21 protein-coding genes are annotated in these 19,054 nt (G+C 66.2%); 16 read left to right on the top strand and 5 right to left on the bottom strand.

Annotated features, from left to right (window positions below):
* Positions 1-1,966 (bottom strand): HD domain-containing phosphohydrolase (locus VHK65_05190; GenBank protein ID HVS05545.1); only part of this gene is annotated, 1,966 nt, incomplete at its 3' end.
* Positions 1,967-2,030: 64 nt separating this feature from the next.
* Between VHK65_05190 and VHK65_05185 the strand changes: the two genes are divergently transcribed.
* From VHK65_05185 to VHK65_05170, 4 genes are all read left to right on the top strand, one after another.
* Positions 2,031-2,729, top strand: coding sequence for a 16S rRNA (uracil(1498)-N(3))-methyltransferase (locus VHK65_05185; GenBank protein ID HVS05544.1), 699 nt, complete (start codon positions 2,031-2,033; stop codon positions 2,727-2,729).
* The gene (locus VHK65_05180; protein HVS05543.1) at positions 2,726-3,955 is read left to right on the top strand and encodes a MiaB/RimO family radical SAM methylthiotransferase; all 1,230 of its coding nucleotides are present in this window, start codon (positions 2,726-2,728) and stop codon (positions 3,953-3,955) included. The genes VHK65_05185 and VHK65_05180 overlap by 4 nt, the downstream gene beginning before the upstream one ends.
* Positions 3,956-3,964: 9 nt before the next feature.
* Positions 3,965-4,312, top strand: a complete 348-nt coding sequence (locus VHK65_05175) for a histidine triad nucleotide-binding protein (protein HVS05542.1) — start codon at positions 3,965-3,967, stop codon at positions 4,310-4,312.
* Positions 4,313-4,430: 118 nt separating this feature from the next.
* Positions 4,431-5,258, top strand: a complete 828-nt coding sequence (locus VHK65_05170; GenBank protein ID HVS05541.1) for a hypothetical protein — start codon at positions 4,431-4,433, stop codon at positions 5,256-5,258.
* 25 nt (positions 5,259-5,283) lie between these two features.
* Here the strand turns inward: VHK65_05170 and VHK65_05165 are convergent, their stop codons facing one another.
* Both VHK65_05165 and VHK65_05160 read right to left on the bottom strand, forming a co-directional pair.
* The gene (locus VHK65_05165) at positions 5,284-6,138 is read right to left on the bottom strand and encodes a GGDEF domain-containing protein (protein HVS05540.1); all 855 of its coding nucleotides are present in this window, start codon (positions 6,136-6,138) and stop codon (positions 5,284-5,286) included.
* A 51-nt stretch (positions 6,139-6,189) separates the two neighbouring features.
* Positions 6,190-6,588 carry a prepilin peptidase gene (locus VHK65_05160; protein HVS05539.1) on the bottom strand — a complete coding sequence of 133 codons (399 nt, stop codon included), beginning with the start codon at positions 6,586-6,588 and terminating at the stop codon, positions 6,190-6,192.
* Positions 6,589-6,627: 39 nt separating this feature from the next.
* Here VHK65_05160 and VHK65_05155 point away from each other — a divergent pair, with 39 nt between their 5' ends.
* The 11 genes from VHK65_05155 (at position 6,628) to VHK65_05105 (ending at position 14,251) form a co-directional block, all read left to right on the top strand.
* Positions 6,628-7,680, top strand: a complete 1,053-nt coding sequence (locus VHK65_05155) for a type IV pilus twitching motility protein PilT (protein ID HVS05538.1) — start codon at positions 6,628-6,630, stop codon at positions 7,678-7,680.
* Positions 7,681-7,743: 63 nt separating this feature from the next.
* Positions 7,744-7,935: a helix-turn-helix domain-containing protein gene (locus VHK65_05150; GenBank protein HVS05537.1), complete on the top strand. Its 192-nt coding sequence runs from the start codon at positions 7,744-7,746 to the stop codon at positions 7,933-7,935.
* Positions 7,932-9,659, top strand: a complete 1,728-nt coding sequence (locus VHK65_05145; protein HVS05536.1) for a GspE/PulE family protein — start codon at positions 7,932-7,934, stop codon at positions 9,657-9,659. The genes VHK65_05150 and VHK65_05145 overlap by 4 nt, the downstream gene beginning before the upstream one ends.
* Positions 9,652-10,863, top strand: coding sequence for a type II secretion system F family protein (locus VHK65_05140; protein HVS05535.1), 1,212 nt, complete (start codon positions 9,652-9,654; stop codon positions 10,861-10,863). Before VHK65_05145 ends, VHK65_05140 begins: the two co-directional genes overlap by 8 nt.
* Positions 10,860-11,243: a prepilin-type N-terminal cleavage/methylation domain-containing protein gene (locus VHK65_05135; protein ID HVS05534.1), complete on the top strand. Its 384-nt coding sequence runs from the start codon at positions 10,860-10,862 to the stop codon at positions 11,241-11,243. The genes VHK65_05140 and VHK65_05135 overlap by 4 nt, the downstream gene beginning before the upstream one ends.
* Positions 11,240-11,731 (top strand): prepilin-type N-terminal cleavage/methylation domain-containing protein, encoded by a 492-nt coding sequence (locus VHK65_05130; GenBank protein ID HVS05533.1) that lies wholly within the window; start codon positions 11,240-11,242, stop codon positions 11,729-11,731. Before VHK65_05135 ends, VHK65_05130 begins: the two co-directional genes overlap by 4 nt.
* Positions 11,731-12,168, top strand: a complete 438-nt coding sequence (locus VHK65_05125) for a hypothetical protein (GenBank protein ID HVS05532.1) — start codon at positions 11,731-11,733, stop codon at positions 12,166-12,168. The genes VHK65_05130 and VHK65_05125 overlap by 1 nt, the downstream gene beginning before the upstream one ends.
* Complete coding sequence (gene pilM / locus VHK65_05120) at positions 12,165-13,076, top strand: pilus assembly protein PilM (protein ID HVS05531.1); 912 nt, start codon at positions 12,165-12,167, stop codon at positions 13,074-13,076. Before VHK65_05125 ends, pilM begins: the two co-directional genes overlap by 4 nt.
* Positions 13,063-13,209: a hypothetical protein gene (locus VHK65_05115; GenBank protein ID HVS05530.1), complete on the top strand. Its 147-nt coding sequence runs from the start codon at positions 13,063-13,065 to the stop codon at positions 13,207-13,209. Before pilM ends, VHK65_05115 begins: the two co-directional genes overlap by 14 nt.
* Before the next feature lie 69 nt (positions 13,210-13,278).
* Entirely contained in the window at positions 13,279-13,746 is a 468-nt protein-coding gene (locus VHK65_05110) for a prepilin-type N-terminal cleavage/methylation domain-containing protein (protein ID HVS05529.1), read from the top strand.
* 37 nt (positions 13,747-13,783) lie between these two features.
* On the top strand, positions 13,784-14,251 hold the full coding sequence (locus VHK65_05105; GenBank protein ID HVS05528.1) for a prepilin-type N-terminal cleavage/methylation domain-containing protein: 468 nt from the start codon (positions 13,784-13,786) through the stop codon (positions 14,249-14,251).
* Positions 14,252-14,385: 134 nt separating this feature from the next.
* Here VHK65_05105 and VHK65_05100 read toward each other — a convergent pair whose 3' ends face one another.
* Complete coding sequence (locus tag VHK65_05100) at positions 14,386-15,375, bottom strand: HD domain-containing phosphohydrolase (GenBank protein HVS05527.1); 990 nt, start codon at positions 15,373-15,375, stop codon at positions 14,386-14,388.
* Between the two features lie 71 nt (positions 15,376-15,446).
* Between VHK65_05100 and VHK65_05095 the strand changes: the two genes are divergently transcribed.
* Positions 15,447-17,864 (top strand): diguanylate cyclase, encoded by a 2,418-nt coding sequence (locus tag VHK65_05095; protein ID HVS05526.1) that lies wholly within the window; start codon positions 15,447-15,449, stop codon positions 17,862-17,864.
* Between the two features lie 136 nt (positions 17,865-18,000).
* Here the strand turns inward: VHK65_05095 and VHK65_05090 are convergent, their stop codons facing one another.
* The gene (locus VHK65_05090; GenBank protein HVS05525.1) at positions 18,001-19,044 is read right to left on the bottom strand and encodes an ATP-dependent 6-phosphofructokinase; all 1,044 of its coding nucleotides are present in this window, start codon (positions 19,042-19,044) and stop codon (positions 18,001-18,003) included.
* Positions 19,045-19,054 lie beyond the last annotated feature (10 nt).

Genomic DNA, 19,054 nt, shown 5'->3' with positions numbered 1-19,054 from the left:
CTACCTGGTCCACGCCCGGCATCAGGAGGACGAACTCATCGCCACCCCAGCGTGTGGCCAGGTCGCTCTCACGAAGGTCGGAGCCGAGCACGGAAGCCACCCGCTTGAGGACGGCATCGCCCGCCGCATGGCCACGAGCGTCGTTCACCTGCTTGAGCCCGTCCACGTCGAGCATCAGCACGGCGAAGGGGGCCTGCGCATCGGCGGCGAGCCGCTGCTCGAGCGCCTGCTCGAAGGCACGTCGATTCGCCAGTCCGGTCAGCGGGTCGGTTCGCGCCGTCGCGGCCAGCCGTTCGATCAGGCGAGCATTGAAGATCGAGACCGCAGCCTGGTTCGCGAGAATCGTGAGCAAGCGCAAGTGGTCGCCGGTGTACTGGTTGATGCCGACCTTGACGTTGACGATGACCCCGATCAGGCGGTCCTCGAAGATGACCGGTACCGCGAGCATCGATTCATTGCTGTCGCTGGTTCCCGGTATGTGGACCGCTTTGGGATGTCGCTCGGTGTCGCCGACCAATGCGCCCTGCTTGGTTTCGCCGACCCAGCCTGTGATGCCCTCGCCCAGTTGAATCGCGAGCGTTTCCGCGGTCACGCCCTCGTACTCGGCGCGCTTGGTATCACTGAAATACGCCGGCGTGAGGGTATGGCCGTCGTCCTCGAGCAGGTAGATCCGACACTGGTCATAGGGCAGCAACGTGGTGATCGCGCGACCGATGGTGTCGCAAACCTCGGGCACGCTGACAACCATTGCCAGCCGGGCGCCCAATTGCTGAATGGCGTCGAGGTGCTGAGTCCAGGAATGGGCATAGAGCGGTTTGCGATCCTCGTGGAGCGCGCTCTCGGCCGTTCCCGCGATGTTCACCTCGCCCGATTCGATGACCCGCAGCAAGGCGTCCGCGACCCTTGGATCGAACTGGTGACCCGCCTGGGCGCGGATCTCTTTGAGGATCCAGTCCAGTGGCCGAGCCCGGCGGTATGGCCGGTCGCTGGACATGGCCTGAAAGGCATCACAGGCATGGATGATTCGAGCCTCAATGGGAATCTGGTCTCCGGCGAGCAGGTCGGGATAGCCACGGCCGTCCCAGCGCTCGTGCTCGGCCCGGACGATGGGCCGGATGCGCGCGAGGAACGAAACCGACGCAACGATTCGTTCGCCGATTACGGGGTGTTCCCGCATGATGGCGGCCTCCTCGTCATCGAGCGGACCGGGCTTGTTGAGGATGTAGCCTGGGATGCCGATCTTGCCGATGTCGTGGAGCAGTGCACCGTACTCGAGAAAGCGCAACGCCTCGTCTTCCAGACCGAGACGCCGGCCCACCGCCCTGGCCAGAGCCGCCGTCTCTCGCGAGTGCGCCTCGGTATGGCGATCCTTGGCATCGAGGGCTGCCGCAAGCGCCTCGATGGTCGAGAGGTAGCTCTCTTCGAGCTGCATGCGACGCTGTTCAGCAAGCTGATTCTCTTCGCGCAAGGCCTTGCGCCCGAGGGCCGGGATGTAGGCGCAAATCACCATGGACGCTGCCAGTAACACGGTGGAGCGGGCATAGAAGCCGTCCCAGCCCTGGAGGACAACTGGAAGCCCGGCCGCGAAAACCGCGGTGACCAGGACCGCGACGGCGATCCGAAACTCGAAAACCGACGCGGCGAAGACGACGATGACGAGGAACAGCACCGATAGGTGCGAGTGCGTCCCGCCTGTCGCAAAGAGACTCACCGTCAGCATTCCGATGCCGCCGAATACGACCGGGACGAAACGCCTCGCCAGGATCTGTCCCCAGGGCAACAACCAGCAGACCACCCCGCCGCCACAGGCGAGGCCGCTGACGATCCACTCGGTAGTGTAGTTGACCCGCAGGTCGCTGCCGATGAAGTTCGATGCCATCACGATGCTCGCCAATCCCCAGAAGGAAATGGCGGCGGCCCTGAGGGTCGTACGACGCAACCGCATGGGGACGTTCGCAGTTGGCATGCTGGCGAATACAACGCGAGCTTAGCGGGCTTCCGTCGTCGCTCCCGGATAGCATGGGGCCGGCATGTTCTGGACCTTCGTCGATGCGTCCATGATCTCGGAGGGGAGGGTCCGAATCGAGGGAGAGAAAGGGCACCACCTGGCGCGCGTCCTTCGGGTTCGCCCGGGGGAGCGCGGGGTCGCCGTGTCCGAGGGAACGGAATTCGAGATCGAGGTCGCCGAGGTGGACGGTAGTCATGTCGTTGGGCGAGTCGTCGGCGAACGATCCGTGCAGGGTGAGCCCCACCTGGGAATCACACTCCTGCAGGCGGTGTTGCCGAACCCGGACTTCGACGCCGTGATCGAAGGCGGCACAGCGGTCGGGATCGGACGCTTCGTCGCGGTGCAGTCCGAGCGGTCTGTTGCCCGACCGGCGCCGCAACGCTTGGCACGCTGGCAGGCGGTCGCCGGCTCGGCCGCCGAGCAGAGCCATCGTGGTCAGGTTCCCAAGGTTGTCGGTCCGGTGTCGTTACCGGTGGCGCTGGGGCAAGCGGGCGATGCGCGGTTGCTCGTACTCGAGCCATCAGCATCGGTCCCCCTACTGCGGGCGATCGACGGATCTCACGCGTATACCCTTGCGGTCGGCCCCGAGGGCGGCTGGAGCAACGCCGAACTGTCCCTGATGCGCGAGCGCGACGGGGTCATGGTCAATCTCGGCCCACGCATCCTTCGCGCGCGCCTTGCTCCGGTCGTCGCCGCTGCTATCCTCGTCCAACAGCGATGAACGTCTCGATTCAAACACTCGGGTGCAAAGTGAATTTCGCCGAAATGGTGGAGCTTGGCGACCGGCTGGCGCGTTCCGGCTTCACCGTGTTGGATGGCGATGAGCACGCCGACATCTGTGTAATCAACAGCTGCACGGTTACGGCGCAAGCCGACCGCAAGCTTCGAACACTGGTGCACGGGCTCCGGCGCCGGCACCCGCAGGCCCACCTCATCCTCACCGGCTGCCACGTCGACAATCCGAATCCGCGCGTTTCCGCCGTCCCCAGCGTCGACGTGGCGTTTCCAAATGCTCGGAAGCGCGAGATTTTCGACTACGTCTCTGCCAACTTTGCCCCGGCCGCCGAACGAGGATCGACGAGCTTCGCGCGATCTCGCTTCTTCCTCAAGGTCCAGGACGGGTGCAATCACCGCTGCACCTACTGCATCGTCTGGCGCACGCGCGGCGTGTCGTATAGCGACGAGGAAGCGGCCTTGATCGAGCGCGCGCGGCGAGCTGTCGCCGATGGCCATGGAGAAATCGTGCTGACCGGCGTGGACCTGGGCGCCTTCGGCCGCGACCGCGGAGAGGCCTTCGCGCCCTTCGTTCGGCGGCTGCTGGAGGCGATCGCCCCGGCACGCCTTCGCCTCAGTTCGATCAATGCCAACGACTTCACGCCAGAGCTGGTCGAGCTGACCGCATCGCCGCGATTTTGCCGGCATCTCCACATCCCGCTCCAGTCCGGCAGCGACGGCGTACTGAAGCGAATGGGCCGGCTCTACCGGCGTAACGATTACCTCGACCTGGTTGGCGCGTTGCGAACGCACTCCCCCGACATCGCGGTCACCACCGACGTGATCGTCGGTTTCCCTGGTGAGACCGATGCCGATTTCGCGGATACGCAGGCGGTCGCCGCCGATGCCGGGTTGACCGGCATGCATGTCTTCCGCTACTCGCCGCGCGCGGGCACCGCCGCCCCACGGCTCGGCCTGCCGGTGCACGACCCGGTCAGCCGCGACCGCAGCCACCGGTTGCAGGCCCAGGCGGATGATCAGCGCCAAGCCTACGAGGCGCGCTTCATCGGTCGCGAGCTTGAGGTTGTATGGGACCGGCACCTCCCTTCCCGCATGCGCGGCCTGACCGACAACTACATCACGATCTATGCGCCCGAGCGAGGGCAGGCGCTGGGCAGCCTTGCCCGCGTGCGTCCGCTGACCCGCATCGCCGACGGCCTGCTCTGCGCGTAAGCTTGGCCGATGGCTGAGGAGTGCCTCTTCTGCAAGATCTTCGCGCGCGAGATTCCGGCGAAAGAAGTCTTCCGCGATGAAGAGATCGTCGCCTTTGACGACATCCGTCCGGTCGCCCCGACCCATGTCCTGGTGATTCCGAAAGAACATATTCCAACCGTCCACGACCTCACGTCCGCGCAGGCGCCGATGCTCGCCCGGATGGTCCAGGTCGCCAACCGCATCGCCGACGAGCGCAAGATCGATCGGGACGGCTACCGCCTGGTTTTCAACAAGGGGCCGCAGGCGGGACAGACGGTCTATCACCTCCACCTGCACCTATTCGGCGGCCGGGCCATGGGCTGGCCGCCAGGATGACGGCGTTCGGCTTGAAAGGGATTCCGTAGCCTCTGTTACGACCTTTCGACATATTTGATTCGTCACGGCAACGGGCGAAAGAAGGGCTGTAATTCGCTCGCATTAGGGTGTGTCGCAGATGCGACTGATTCCCGCTCGCCCGAAGAAAACGGAGGAGCGCCGCCGCCGGCGGTACGGCTTCTGGCTGTTTTTTGCCGGATTGATCGCGCTCTTCTTCCTGGTTCGCGCCATCCCCGCCGATTGGGAAATCGGACCGTTCCGGATCGACACCAGCGGCAATGCGGCCGACCAGGCCAGCCTCTACTTTGCGGACGATCCGCGGGCGCCATTCTGGCTGCTGGTTCCGACGTTCAACCTTCCGCCTCGCTTCTTTGCGACCCGCCCCAACAGCTCGCCCCGGCCGGTTGCCCTCGGGCCGACCGCCTCCCCGTCCTCCAGCGCATCAACTTCGCCCAGCGCGTCTCCGGCACCGACGCCGACCGCCGGCCCGACACCAACGCCAACAGCTAACCCAACCCCGTCGCCGACGCCCACCCCGACGCTGAGGCCTACGCCTACCCCCACCCCGACGCCCACGCCTACCCCGACGCCCACGCCTACCCCGACCCCCACGCCTACGCCGACCCCCACGCCAGCGCCATTTGCCATCACCACTGCCTCGGAATCAGTCACGACCAATGGGCAGCAGTGCGGCGACGGCGGCGTCATCACGGCGACCGGCACCTTCCGTACGAACGGCGCGGGTGGCACGGTCACCTATTACTGGATTCGCAAGGACGACAACGGGACCAAAACACAAACGCGGCACACGCTGGTCATCGCCAAGGGCGACACCAGCTCGCACGCCGTGGTCAATGATCGGTGGACGCCGAACAGCTCCGGCACCGAGCAACTCGTCTTCGTGACCCCGACATACCCGACGCAGACGAAGTCCTTCAGCTGCTGATCGAAGGACCTGGCTCGAGCTGGCCTCAGGCCGCCGCCGAGGCCTCGTAGCGCGCGATCTTCCCCGGACCTGACCGCTTGGCGGCATAGAGGGCTTCGTCAGCGTGGGCCAGCAGCACCTCCGGCGTCGCGCCGTCATCCGGGAAGACTGCGATGCCGATGCTGAAGGAGACCTGGACGTCGGTTCCGCGCAGCGTCTGGCCCATCGACCGGTAGATCTCCTGGATGCGGGTGGCGACGATGCGGGCGCCGTCGCCGTCGGCGTCTGACAGCAGAAGCACGAACTCATCACCGCCGAAGCGATACGGTTCGTCGCCCACGCGGACCGCGAACCGCAGCAAGTTGGCAACTTCTTTCAGCAATTCGTTGCCCATGCCGTGACCCAGACGATCGTTGACCGTCTTGAACCCATCGACATCCATCATCATCACCGACATCCGCCGGCCGGTTCGCGCAGCGGGACCGAGCCATGTAGGCAGTTGCTCCTGAAGCGCGCGGAGGTTGCGTAGACCCGTCAACTCATCGACGCGGCTCATCCGCATCAGCCGCCGCCGCTCCTGCTCCCAGTTGCTCGTCAGCAGCGCCGCATATCCGTACATCAGCAGGTGGGTGAGCCCGTTGACGATCAGCCGCGTCCCCGTGGCACCAATGACCCCGACACTCACAATGGCGACCGCCGCCGCGATCGCCAGGGCTAACAGTCGCGGCAGCAGCATGGCCCCGGAGAGCACGATCAGGAAGTAGACAAGCCGCAAGTCGAAGTCGCCCCCCACCGAACGATCCAGGTAGGCGACCGCCGCAACGGCGGCCAGCAAGAGGGCGAGACCGAGAACGCGGCGAATGCCGAGGACGTTGCGCATCGCCGGCTCCGCGATTTTCATGAAGGTTTTGCCTAGGCGGTAACGGGCTTCCCGGGCCGTAATTGCGCCGGATCAGACGGAGGTCGTCCGCCCCTGCCTCAGGCCACGAACGATCCAGATGGCGAGCAACGCCACGATGCCGGCCCCGATCGCAACCAGGGGGTAGGCGCATCCCACGATCGCCCAGGGGAGACCCAGGGCGAGGCCGCTGAGCGCCTCGCGAATGGGCACGCCGCGCCCGATCCGCGTGTCACACGCCCGGCAGCGGCCACGCTGGGCCAGGTAGCTGATCACCGGGACGAGTTCGTCGGCCGTCAGCCGGTGTTTGCAGGTGCGGCAATGCGACGGCGGCCAGAGCAGGGATTCCCCCCGTGGCAGGCGGTCGAGAACCACCTCGAAGAAGCTGCCGAGGGCCATCCCAAGTGGAAGCAAGAAGGCTGCGCCGAGCAGGTTGCACAGGATGTCAAGCAATCAAACGCGCCTCCGAGCCAGCCCGCCGACGCCCACCCCTTGATCATCGACGCCTACCTCCAGACCCTGCTCGACCACTCGGCCTCGGATCTGATCCTGACGGCCGGCGCGCCACCCACGATGCGCAAGGATGGGGCCCTGGAGCCGATCGCGGCCGACCCGATGCGACCTGACCAGATCGAGCAGATCGCCCGTGAGGTGCTGTCGCCCGAGCGCTGGACCCGCTTCCAGGCGCAGGGTGATCTGGACTTCTCTTTCAACTGGCAAGGCCGGGCGCGATTTCGGATCAACATCTTCATGCAGCGGGGCTCGGTCGGCCTCGCGCTGCGACTGATTCCCTACCAGATTCCGACCTTCGACCAGCTCGGCGTGCCGATGGTCGTGCGGGGTCTGACGCGGCTGGGCCAGGGGTTGATCCTGGTGACGGGTCCGACCGGTTCGGGCAAGTCGTCCACGCTGGCGGCGATGGTGGCCGACATCGTGGCAACGCGACCCTGCCACGTCATCACCATCGAGGACCCGATCGAGTACGTGTACCGGCATCAGCGAGGTATTGTCGAGCAACGGGAGGTCGGCGCGGATGTCCGCTCGTTCGCCGACGGCCTGCGGGCGGCCCTTCGGCAGACGCCCGACGTGCTGCTCATCGGCGAGATGCGCGATCTCGAGACGATCTCAGCCGCGATCACGATTGCCGAAACCGGGCACCTGGTGCTCGCCACCTTGCACACCAACGACACCGCGCAGGCCGTCGACCGGATGGTGGACGTCTTCCCCGGTGACCAGCAGCAACAGGTTCGCGTCCAGCTTTCCAGCACGCTGGCGGCGGTGATCTACCAGCAACTGTTGCCGCGCCGGAGCGGTCCGGGCCGGGTCGCCGCCTTCGAGGTCCTGCTCAACACACTCGCCGTCCAGAACCTGATCAAGGAGGGCAAGACGCGGCAGCTACGCAATGTGCTCGAAACGGGTGCCAAGGATGGCATGTATACGATGGAACGCAGCCTGGGCGAGCTCGTCCGCTCCGGCATGGTCGACTTCGGGGCCGCCGCGGCCCGCTCCCAACACCCCGAAGAGCTGCGCCGCCTGGCGGCCTAGCGCCACCCCTCCAACCCAACGCAGGTTTGCACCGGTTGACGCGTTTGCTCCGGTTGGAAACATATGAAGCCGGCGCTGTCGACGAGCGCGGCGGCTCGCTGGCTGGGGATCAGTAAGTCAACGCTGATCCGCGCCGTGAATCGCGGCGACATCCAGCCGGCATTTCGCACTCCAGGCCGACACCTGCGGTTCACCCTCGAGGATCTTCAGGCGATCCAGCGGCGGCTGCAGGGCTCACCACGGGACGTGACGTGAGCGACGTCGAGCGCCAGCCGGAAGGCCGCTTCGGCGCCCGCCCGGAGAAACGCCTGGGCGAGCTGCTGCTCGAGCATGGCCTGCTGACAGCCGAGCAACTGGAGAGCGCGCTCGCCGCCCAGCGAGTCCAGCGCCTTCCGCTGGGACAGGTGCTGCTCGCCCAGGGTCTCGTCGATGAGAAGGCCCTCGCCGGCGTGCTGAGCTTGCACTTCAACGTGCCCCAGATCGACTTCACCCGCGCGCGCATCGACAAAGACGCGCTCTCACTAATCCCCGAGGCCTACGCGCGCGAGCACACCATCCTTCCCATTCGCCTCGAGAAAGACGTGCTCGACGTTGCCACAGTCGACCCGGGCGACCTGGCGCTCTTCGCGGAGCTCAAGGTGCTCACGCGCAAGCGCATCAAACCGATGCTAGGCGTTCGCTCGGAGATCGAGCGGGCGATCACTCAGTCCTACAAGCTGCGCACCGGCGTTGACCGCAACGTCCGCTCCTTTCAAGAGTCACTGCAGCCCGGCCAGCCCATTCGCCGGCTGGCCGACGTCAAGCAGGATGCCCCGGTCGTCCAGATCGTGGATTTGATCATCGCCCAGGCCGCCGATGAGCGCGCCTCCGATATCCACATCGAGCCGCAGCAGGACCATCTGCGGGTCCGCTTTCGGGTCGACGGCGTGCTGCACGACGCGACCAAGCTCCCCGCCACCCTCGCGGCGCCGATTTCATCGCGCATCAAGTTGCTGGCGAACCTTGATATCGTCGACCGCCGGCACAGTCAGGACGGCCAGATCCAAACGACGGTGGACGGCCGGCCGCTCGATATCCGCGTCGGCACCATAGAAACGATCTGGGGCGAGAAGGTGGTGCTTCGCCTGCTCGAGCGATCCCGTTCCATCCTTCGACTCGACGCGCTCGGTTTTTCGCCGACCTCGCTGAAGGCGTTCCAGGAGTTGATCCAGTCGCCCTACGGCATGGTCCTCGTCACCGGGCCGACCGGGAGCGGCAAGACGACCACCCTCTATGCCGCCGTCAGCGAGCTTGACCGGATGGAGCAAAACATCATGACGATCGAAGATCCGGTTGAGTACACGTTCGAGAACATCAACCAGATCCAGATCAATCGCCTGGCGGGCATCACCTTTGCAACCGGGCTGCGCTCCATCCTCCGTCAGGACCCGGACGCCATCCTGGTCGGAGAGATCCGCGATAAGGAGACAGCCGAGATTTCCGTACAATCGGCACTGACGGGTCACCTGGTTCTCTCGTCGCTGCACGCCACCGATGCCGTCGGCGCGATTTACCGCTTCCTCGAGATGGGCATCGAGCCGTTCATGGTCACCTCGGCGGTGATCGGGGTGGAGGCGCAACGACTGGTGCGCCGCATTTGCGACCAGTGCCGCACGACGTACAAGCCGCCACTCGCGGAGTTCGAGTTCTACAGCGCCATGGGCGGCCGGGGCGCGACCTTCCACCGTGGCACCGGCTGCTCGCATTGCTCGCACACGGGCTTTCACGACCGGATTGCCATCTTCGAAGTGCTGCCCGTCACCGACGCGATCAAGCGCCTGATGATCCGCGACTCCCATCCTGACGCGCTGCGGCGACAGGCGGTCGAGGATGGGATGAAGACGCTTCGAGAGTCCGGCGTGGAAAAGATCGACCAGGGGTTGACCACCATCGGAGAGGTAATGCGCTCGGTCCAGGTGAGCGAGCAGTTCGATGCCTAGCTTCGCGTACCGCGCGTACAACGAATCTGGAAAGCGCCAGGACGGCACGATCGACGCCTCGGGCACGTCTGCCGCCGAGCAGGCCCTCTGGTCGCAGGGCCTCAAGGTCGTGCGCATTGCGCCGGCACGGCCGAGAAGGATGCTGCCGGACTATTTTCCATCCCTGTATCAGATCTCGAAGGCCGACATCATTCTCTTCACGCGACAGCTCGCGACCTTTGTCAGCGCTGGCGTCCCCATGAGCCGCGGCCTTAGTACCATCGCCCAGGAGACGGCCTCGCCACTCTTCCGGCGCGTCATCCTGTCCGTGCTGGACGACCTCGAGCGAGGACAGAACCTTTCCGAGGCGCTGGCGAAGCACCCAAGGGTCTTTTCGACCCTCTATGTCGACCTGGTGCGCGTTGCGGAGCTGACGGGAAACCTTGACGCGACGCTCAGGGACCTGGCGGGCTACCTGCGGCGAGACCTCAACACCTTCCGCCGCGTGCGTGCCGCGATGATCTACCCGGCGGTCATCATGGTGGTAGCCACGGGCGTCGTCATCATCCTCGTCTTCTTTGCGTTGCCGGCGTTCGTCAAGATCTTCGCCGAGTTTCGCGTCGAGCTGCCCCTGTCGACGCGGATCCTGATCGGCTTCGTCAACTTCACGCAGCATTGGGGCCTCGCCATCGGCGGTGCCGTCGCAGCGGTGGCTGTCGCGATCGCCGTCGCCTTGCGCACCGAGCGGGGCGCCATGGCGAAGGACGCGCTGCTCCTCAAGCTTCCGGTCCTTGGGCCCATCGTCCTCTCGGCCATCCTCAACCGCTTCGCGCGCATGCTGTCGATGGTCCTCAAGGCGGGCGTGCCTCTCGGACAGACCTTCGACGCGGTCATCGCCGGCACCGGAAACCGCGTCTTCCAGAAGAAGCTGGCAACCATGAAGGACCAGATGACGGGCGGCGACGGGTTCGCCGGACCCCTGACTCGAACCCGCCTCTTCCCGCCGATGATGACTCAGATGGTCCGCGTCGGCGAAGAGACGGGCACGCTGGACGCCTACCTCGAGCAGGCCGCCGACTTCTATGAGGAAGAACTGGAGTACCGGATCCGCGCCATGACGTCACTGATCGAGCCAATCATGACAGTGGGCGTTGGGCTCGTCGTCGGATTCATCGCCGTGTCGCTGATCTCGGCGATGTATGGGCTCATCGGAGCATTGAAGTGAGCCGCCGCTCGGGCGGCTTCAGCATGGTCGAGACCATGGTGGCGATCGCCCTGTTGGGCGTGATCATCGTCGCGATCCTTGGTGCGTTCTCGTCGGTGAGCCTGGCGACCCGACGCTACGGGGTCACGACCAACCTGGACCGTCTTACACGTTCCGAAGCCGAGTTCATCAAGAGCCAGGCCTACGCCGCGAAGCCGCGCCGATACGCCAACGTGGCCGCGCCCGGCTACGCGTTCGCAGTCCAGATCCTTTATTACAATCCCGCCAACCAAACGTTCACCGCCGCGAACAACGACGTCGGGCTACAGGAGGTCGTCCTGACAGTGACCGCGGCCGCGCGCGGGACAGAAACACTCAGCTTTTTCAAGGTGCGGCCATGAGCCGCCGCGGCAAGCCCCAAGCCGGCTTCAGCCTGGTGGAGATGATGCTCGGCCTGCTCCTCACGACCCTGGTGTCCCTGGCGCTGGCAGGCGCCTCGGTGGTCGGGTACCGGGCCTTCACCACCGAGACGCGTCAGATCGCGGCCGGCAAGGCGGTGAGCGGCGCTACGCTCACGCTGGTGCGCGACCTGAGCAGTGCCACGACCTTTACGACCGGGACGATCACACGAAATACTGGAACCCTGCAGGTGACCTATGGAGTCCCACCGGCCACCGTCGTGGTCTACCGCATCGACGCGGCGAACAACTTGACGCGCACCATCGGGGGTTCGACCTCGGTGGCTGCGCGTGGCATGCAGTCCGTCACCATCGCACGCGCGGTGAATCCTGTCTGCGCGATCACCGTCACGATGCGGCCGTCCGCGGTCGGCGCCGCTGCGGTCACCCTCCGCGTCAGCCAGCGTGTCGGCACGCGGGGATGCTTCTGATGGCATCCAGGCACCGCCGCCAACGGGGCCAGGCGCTGCTGCTGGTCCTCGTCTTCCTGGCCGCCTTCCTCCTGCTCATCTGGGCCGCGCTGCGGCTGGCGAGCGGCGCCTTCCTCCGGCAGGCCTCGGTGCAGACCGATACCCGGGAAACCTACGCGCTGGACGCGGGGCTCGCCTATGGCCTGCAGTACGCGCGAATCGCCGGACCGCTGTGCGGGCCATTCAACCCGCCGGCGTTCACGCTCAATTACCCCACGGGGAACGTCACGGTCACCGTCACCATGACGGCTCCCGCCGCGTGCACCGCCGCCAATCCCGTTTCGGACATCAAGGTGACGGCGACCGGTATCTCACGGATCCTCCGCGCGGAATTCGTTCAAAACCCTCCGGGCGCAGCCGGGAACCCGTGGATGGTCAGCTGGCAGGCCTATCAGTGAGCACGCTGCTGACCCTGGAGATCGGATGGCGCGAGCTCAGAATGCTCGAGGCTGACGGTAGCCGTGTGATCCGGCATGCCGAGGTCACGCTGCCGGAGGGAGCGCTCGAGGACGGGATGCCGACCGCCCTGCTGACGACGGCCATACGGAGCGCCGTCGAGGCGAACTCGTTTCACGCGAAGAGAACCCGCGTCGCCATCGGCGACCAGGGCATCGCGATTCGCGACTTCCGTCTCCCGGCGCTCCCCACGAGCGAGCTGGCCGGTGCCGTCCTCTTCGAGGGCCGGCAACTGGTGCCGATGGACCCGCGCGACGTCTATTACGCCTGGCACGCGGATCGTGCCCCGGAAGGCTATCGCATCTACCTGGTCGCCGCGCGGCGCGACATGATCGACGGCACCACCCGGGCGCTCTCCGCCGCCGGCCTCCAGCCGGAGCGAATCGACCTCAAGCCGCTGGCGCTGGCGCGCGGCGTGGCGGCTACCGATGGCTTGCTGCTGGACTGGTCACAGAGCGAAGCCACGCTCGTCCTCATGGTCGCCGGACGCCCGCGCTTCTTCCGCAGTTTCACACTGGACGCCGCCGCCGACGACGTCGCCGGCCAGCTCGACGAGCTGACGTTCTCATTGAATGCGCTGGTGAAGTTCGTCCGCAGCGCCGAGCCGGATGTCTCGATCGGGCGCGAGACGTCCCTCTACTTGAGTGGGCGGTTCGCCTTCGTCGACGGTGGCATGGAGCAGGCGCGGAGCCGCTTTGCGTTCGCCGTCACGGAACCAACCCCGCGATTTCGCGCCCCGGCCGATTTCCCCTGGCAGGCGCACCTGGCCGGCCTTGGGTTGCTCCAGCCGGTCCACTGGCACGACCGCCTCACACCGTCGCAGGGAGGTGACGTCCGTGTCGCGGCCTGATCACTACATCGGCGTCGACTTTGCCCCGGCACGGCCGCCCAACCGCGTTCGGCGACCGCTGGTGGCGCTTGTCCTCGTCCTCCTGGCCCTGGGCTCCATTACGGTGGCCGTGACGCAACTGCTACTCCGCTGAGGAAGCGTTAACGAATCTCGCAAGATTACGGCCCTAGGCTCGACAGAGAGTTAGGAGGTATAGGACAACATGCTTCTCGCGAGAGTGAATAATGCGCGCCGGCGCTCGCACCGCCACCAGGGAGGCTTCACGCTCGTGGAGCTGCTCGTGGTCATCGCCATCCTCGGCATCCTCGCCGCGATCGTCCTCTTCAACATCTCCGGCGTCAACGCCAACGCGGCCTGCAACGGCATGAAGACCGACGGCGCGACCATTCAGGGCGCGGCCGACCTCTACTGGAACACCTACGGCGTCTACCCGGTCGGCAACGCGGCGCCAGCCGCTCTTCCCGGCGCGGCAGACGCGGCTACCCCGGGCGCCAACACGACCGTGAACCAGGCCGAGCTGCTGATGGCCAGTCTGCTGCACAGCTCGACCGCCAACTGGAACGCGGCGGCTCCGGCGGCCGGCACCGAGCTCTTCACCTACAAGGCATCACCGCCCCAGGGCACCGTCCATGGCGCGATCCAGGGCAACGCTGCCTGCATCTTCAACTAATCGACACGCTCAAATCGACGCGGTAAAGGAAAACAACATGTTCATCGCCACGCTGAACGATGCGCGTCGGCGCTCGCACCGCCACCAGGGAGGCTTCACGCTCGTGGAGCTGCTGGTGGTGATCGCCATCCTCGGCATCCTTGCCGCGATCGTCCTCTTCAACATCTCAGGCGTCAACGCCAACGCGGCCTGCAACGGCATGAAGACGGATGGCGCGACCATTCAGGGCGCGGCCGACCTCTACTGGAACACCTACGGCGTCTACCCGGTCGGCAACGCGGCGCCGGCCGCTCTTCCCGGCGCGGCGGACGTCGCAACGCCGGCCGCCAACGCGACCGTGAACGAGGCCGAGCTGCTGATGGGCAGCCTGCTGCACAGCTCGACCGCCAACTGGAATGCCGCTGTCCCGCCCGCGGGCACCGAGCTGTTCACCTACAAGGCATCGCCGCCCAGGGGCAGCGTCCACGGCACAATCCAGGGCAACGCCGCCTGCATTTTTAACTAGCGAGCCCGCAGGGCGAGCCGCGCTTTCGCGCGTAATAGGGCCGGCGGCGGATGCGGCCTGTACACGCAGACGAGGCCATCGTGATTTCGGCCGAGTGCGCGATGGGCCGCTGGACGACGCCACGGCCCGGTGAGTCAGGCGATTTTGGCTTGGTCGCCCTCAACGGCACCGGCGATCCGTTGGGGCAGCGATGACGTCGCAAAGGCGGCGACGAGACGGGGATCCCACTGGGTCCCGGAGCCCGCGGCGAGGATCTCGAGGGTTTTGGCCACGGTGTGCTTCGGCCGGTAGGGCCGGTCGGTGATCATGGCAAGGAAGGCGTCGGCCACCGAGACGATGCGCGCCATGATAGGGATGGCCGGGCCCTGCAGCTTGTCAGGGTAGCCGGTGCCGTCCCAGCGCTCGTGGTGATGCCGGATGGCCGGCGCCAGCACGGTCGCCGGGCGAAACGGTCCGGCGATCTCGGCGCCCAGGATGGTGTGCTGCTTGATCTGGTCGAACTCGTCCGGTGAAAGCCTGCCCTGCTTGGTGAGGAGCGCCTCGGGGATGCCGATCTGGCCGATGTCATGCAGCAGCCCGGCATGGAAGGCGACCTCCTGATCCTCGGCATCGAGGCCGATCAAACGGGCCAGCGCCTGGGCGGTGAGGGCGACGCGGTCGTCGAAGGGCGCCTTCGATTCGGTTGGGTTCTCGCGCTTTACCAGTTCGCGAAGGCTTTCCTGGGTGCTGGTGAGGTCGCGGCGCAATTCCTTGAGGCGGAGCAACGCCCGAACCCGCACCTGGAGGTCGCGCAGCCCGATCGGCTTGACGATCAGGTCATCGCCGCCCGCCTCTACCATCTTGGCGCGTTCCGGCCGCGGATCGAATCCGGTCATCATCAACACCGGGATCTCAGCGGTCACGGGGTCGGCCTTCAGTCGCTTGGTCGCCTCGTGGCCGTTCATCACGGGCATCTCGATATCCATCAAGATCAGGTCCGGCTTGAGCTTGCGGGCAACGCGGATCGCCTCTTCCCCGTTGTTGGCGGCTTCCGTCCAGAAGCCAAGGTTTGAAAGCTGCCCGGAGAGCAGGTCTCGATTGGCGCTGCTGTCATCCGTGATCAGGATGGTGCGGCGCTCGGGCATCGGCCCGGATGGGGGAGCGTCCACTGGTTGTAAGACGTAGGAAGCGTGACCTTCCTTCGTTGCAGGGAGCAGTGAAGCGTCGCGTCACACAACCGGCGATGCCCCTCGCCATGAAGCTGCCCAACCTCCTCTCGGTCGAGGAGGTCGCGGCAGCGATTCAGCGGCATCCCGAAGTCGTTCGGCGTCAGGCGCGCGATGGCCGGCTACCGGGGGAGAAGATCGGCCGGGTTTGGTTCTTTCGCCCGGAACGCCTAGCTGAGGCGGGCTTCAACCAGTTTCTGGCCCAGATGGCCGGCGATGCGTCTGGGGGAAGAACGGACGCGCCCGCGGCAACGCTGGTGCGAGCGCTTGGCGAGGCTGGAGTCCAGGCCCTCCAGCACCTCGACCGAAATTCGATTTTCGGGGCCGTTGGGAGCCGCCTGGCGGACGCGGGACTGTCGACCTATTTTTTCGATCGAGCCCCCGATGGCAAAGGTCTGACAACCGCCTTCGTCCACGCGCTGCCGCCGGCCGCCGAGCTCGCGAAGCTTACCGGGCGTCAAGGGGTTGGGACGTTCATCCCGTTCGAGCGCATCCCCATCTTGCAGGAGGTCTGCGCCACCCTCAAGCCGAAGTACGTTGGCGACCACGACGAGCTGGTCGGGCGGGTCGCGATGGTCCTTCATCCCTCGGCGGCCGGCAACGCCCGGCGCCTGAGCGAGTTGCTCCAGTTGAACACGGTGATTTCGGCACCCCTCGTCGTCGGTGATGGGGCGATCGGGGCTATCTCCGTCATCGGCCCCGGGCTGCGCGAGTCCGACCTGCCGGCCGTGATGGCGTTCGCCAACCAGACGGCCGCCGCCCTCGAAACGGCGCGGCTCCTCGAGGAATCCCGAGAGACGGAAGACGCCATGGTGCTGACACTGGCGGGCGCCATCGAGCTGCGCGAGGCGCTGCACAGCCGCTCCTACGAGCACGCCGCGCTGGCAGAGCGACTGGCCCAGCGCCTCGGGTTCAATGCAGCTCGCCGGCGGAGGGTGCGTTACGCCGCGCTGCTGCAAGACCTGGGCAAGATCAATCTCCCCGACAGCATCTTGAAGAAGCGTGGCCGGCTGGACGGCGAGGAACGGGCGTTGATGATGACGCACCCGGTCGTCGCGGCGGACGTCCTGCGCCGCTTCAAACCCCTGGCCGACCTGGCACCCCTGGTCCGGGCTCACCATGAGTGGTTCAACGGCGAGGGCTACCCCGACGGTTTGAAGGGTGAGGCCATCCCGGTCGAGACCCGGATCATCTCGGTGGTCAACGCCTTCTTCAATGTCACGTTCGATCTGCCGACCAAGACCGAGACGACCGTGGCCGAGGGCCTGGAGGAGTTGACCCGGTTCGCCGGCATCAACCTTGATCCGAAACTGACGGAGGCCTTCGTGCTCATGTGTCGCGAGGCGGAGTCGGGCCGGACGCCATGGTTTCAGGAGCTGACCTCGGCATTGTTTTCCTCGCATTCGGCGCCGACCGGCGTCAGAGATATCCTCTCGGTCGCCGACTCGCGGGAGCTTCGGATCATCTATCGGATCGCGCAGGAGACGACGGCCGTGCTCGACCTGGACACGCTGTTGACACGCATTGTCACCATCATCCGCGAAGTGATGGGCTACTACATGGTGTCGATCCTGCTGCCCGTCAACGATGCGACCGAGCTGCGCGTCGGTGCGCACAGCGGCTACTCGCTGGACATCACGGGGCTCACCATCCCGGTCGGCGAGGGCATTACTGGCTGGGTCTACGTGCACGGCGTGCCGCACATCGTGGCTGATGTCCAGGCGGATTCGCGCTACATCGGCCTGGACGATCAGGTTCGCTCCGAGCTGGCCTTTCCGCTCATGAGCCGAGGTCGCGTCGTCGGGGTGCTCAACGCCGAGAGCCAGCAGACCGATGCCTTTTCGGAAGCGGACGTCGCGCTGATGTCGGCGGTGGCATCCCAGCTGGCTTCGTGCCTCGAGGTGGCGCAGCTCCACGACACACTCAAACGTGAGGCGAGCCATGATCCCTTGACCCGGCTCAACAACCGCCGGCATTTCCTCGAGCGCATCCAGCAGGAGATCGCCCGCGCCAGCGAGGGCGGCGAGACCTTCTCGATCGTCTTCCTCGACGTCGACGAGCTGAAACGGATCAACGACACCTACGGCCACCTCGCGGGTGACGCGCTTCTTCGTGAAGTGTCCAATGCGCTGATGGACGCAGTCCGCGGCGAAGACGTGGTGGCCCGCTACGGCGGCGATGAGTTTGTCGTCCTGTTGCCCTCGACGCCCGCCGCGGCGGCGGCGAGCGTGGCGCAGCGCATCGCGGATGGCATCGCGCGCCACCGATTCATGGCGGGCCGCGAGTTGCTCCAGATCCCCGGGGTCAGCCTCGGCCTGGCGAACTTTCCGCAAGACGGCGCGACGGCCGAGGACCTGCTCGCGTCCGCCGACGCCACGCTCTACCGGCAGAAACGCCGGACGGGTTAGCGAGGCCGCAGGCCGAGCCGCGCTTTCGCGCGTAATAGGGCCGGCGTCGGATGCGGCCTGTAGGCGCACACGAGGCCATCGTCATTTCGGCCGAGTGCGCGATGGGCCGCTGGACGACGCCACGGCCCGGTTAGTTCTAGCCGAAGACTTGCTGTAAGTCGTAGAGCTCGCGCGGCACCCGGCGGGTTTCCGCGATCACGTCCCGCAACGGCACCACCGCGACCCGTCCATCGCGCCGGATGGGGATCATCCCTGCCTTGCGGTCGACCAGCAGGTCGGTGGCCGCGACTCCCAGGCGGGTCGCCCAGATTCGGTCGACCGGGGAAGGCGAGCCGCCGCGCTGCAGGTGGCCGAGGACGGTGACCCGAGTCTCGAAGCCGGTCGCATCCTCGATCCGGGTGCTGAGGGCATCGCCGACGCCTTGCTTGGCGAGCTGAATGTGGCCGAAGGCATCGCGCTTCTCCGCTCCGCCCGCCAGCGCGGTCGCCGGCTCGAGGGCACGCATCTTCACGCCTTCGGCGACGACGATGATGCTGAAGTCCTTGCCTTCACCGCGACGATGATGCAGGTGCTCGACGACCGACTCGAGCTCGGCCGGAAACTCCGGGATGATGATCATGTCGGCGCCGCCGGCCAGGCCACCCACCATCGCAACCCACCCGGTGTCGCGACCCATCACCTCGACCACCATCACGCGATGATGGGCGGAGGCGGTGGTGTGCAGCCGATCGAGGGCCTCGACGACGACCCCGACCGCGGTGTCGAAGCCGATGCAGAACTCGGTGACCGAGAGGTCGTTGTCGATCGTCTTCGGGACGCCGACGACCGGGTAGCCGGCGTCGCTCATGGCGGCTGCGACCGACAAGGTGTCATCGCCACCGATCGCGACCAGGCCGTCGACGCCGCTGCCACTAAGCAGGCCGATGACCTGTTCGACGCCCCCCTTCTCTTTGAGCGGGTTGGTGCGCGAGGTGCCCAGGATGGTGCCGCCGAGCGGCAGGATGCCGCGCACCGACGCTGGTGTCAGATCCTCGAGATCTCCGGCGCCGAGTAACCCGGCCCAGCCGTTCTTGATGCCGCTGACCTGGAATCCCTGCTGAAACGCGCGGCGCGCGACGCCGCGGATGGCTGCGTTGAGACCGGGAGCATCGCCACCGCCGGTGAGAACGCCGATGCGCACGACGCCTAGT

This window comes from Candidatus Dormiibacterota bacterium, from assembly GCA_035544955.1.
Classification (GTDB): domain Bacteria; phylum Chloroflexota; class Dormibacteria; order CF-121; family CF-121; genus CF-13.
This window is presented reverse-complemented; position numbering and strand designations above follow the sequence as displayed.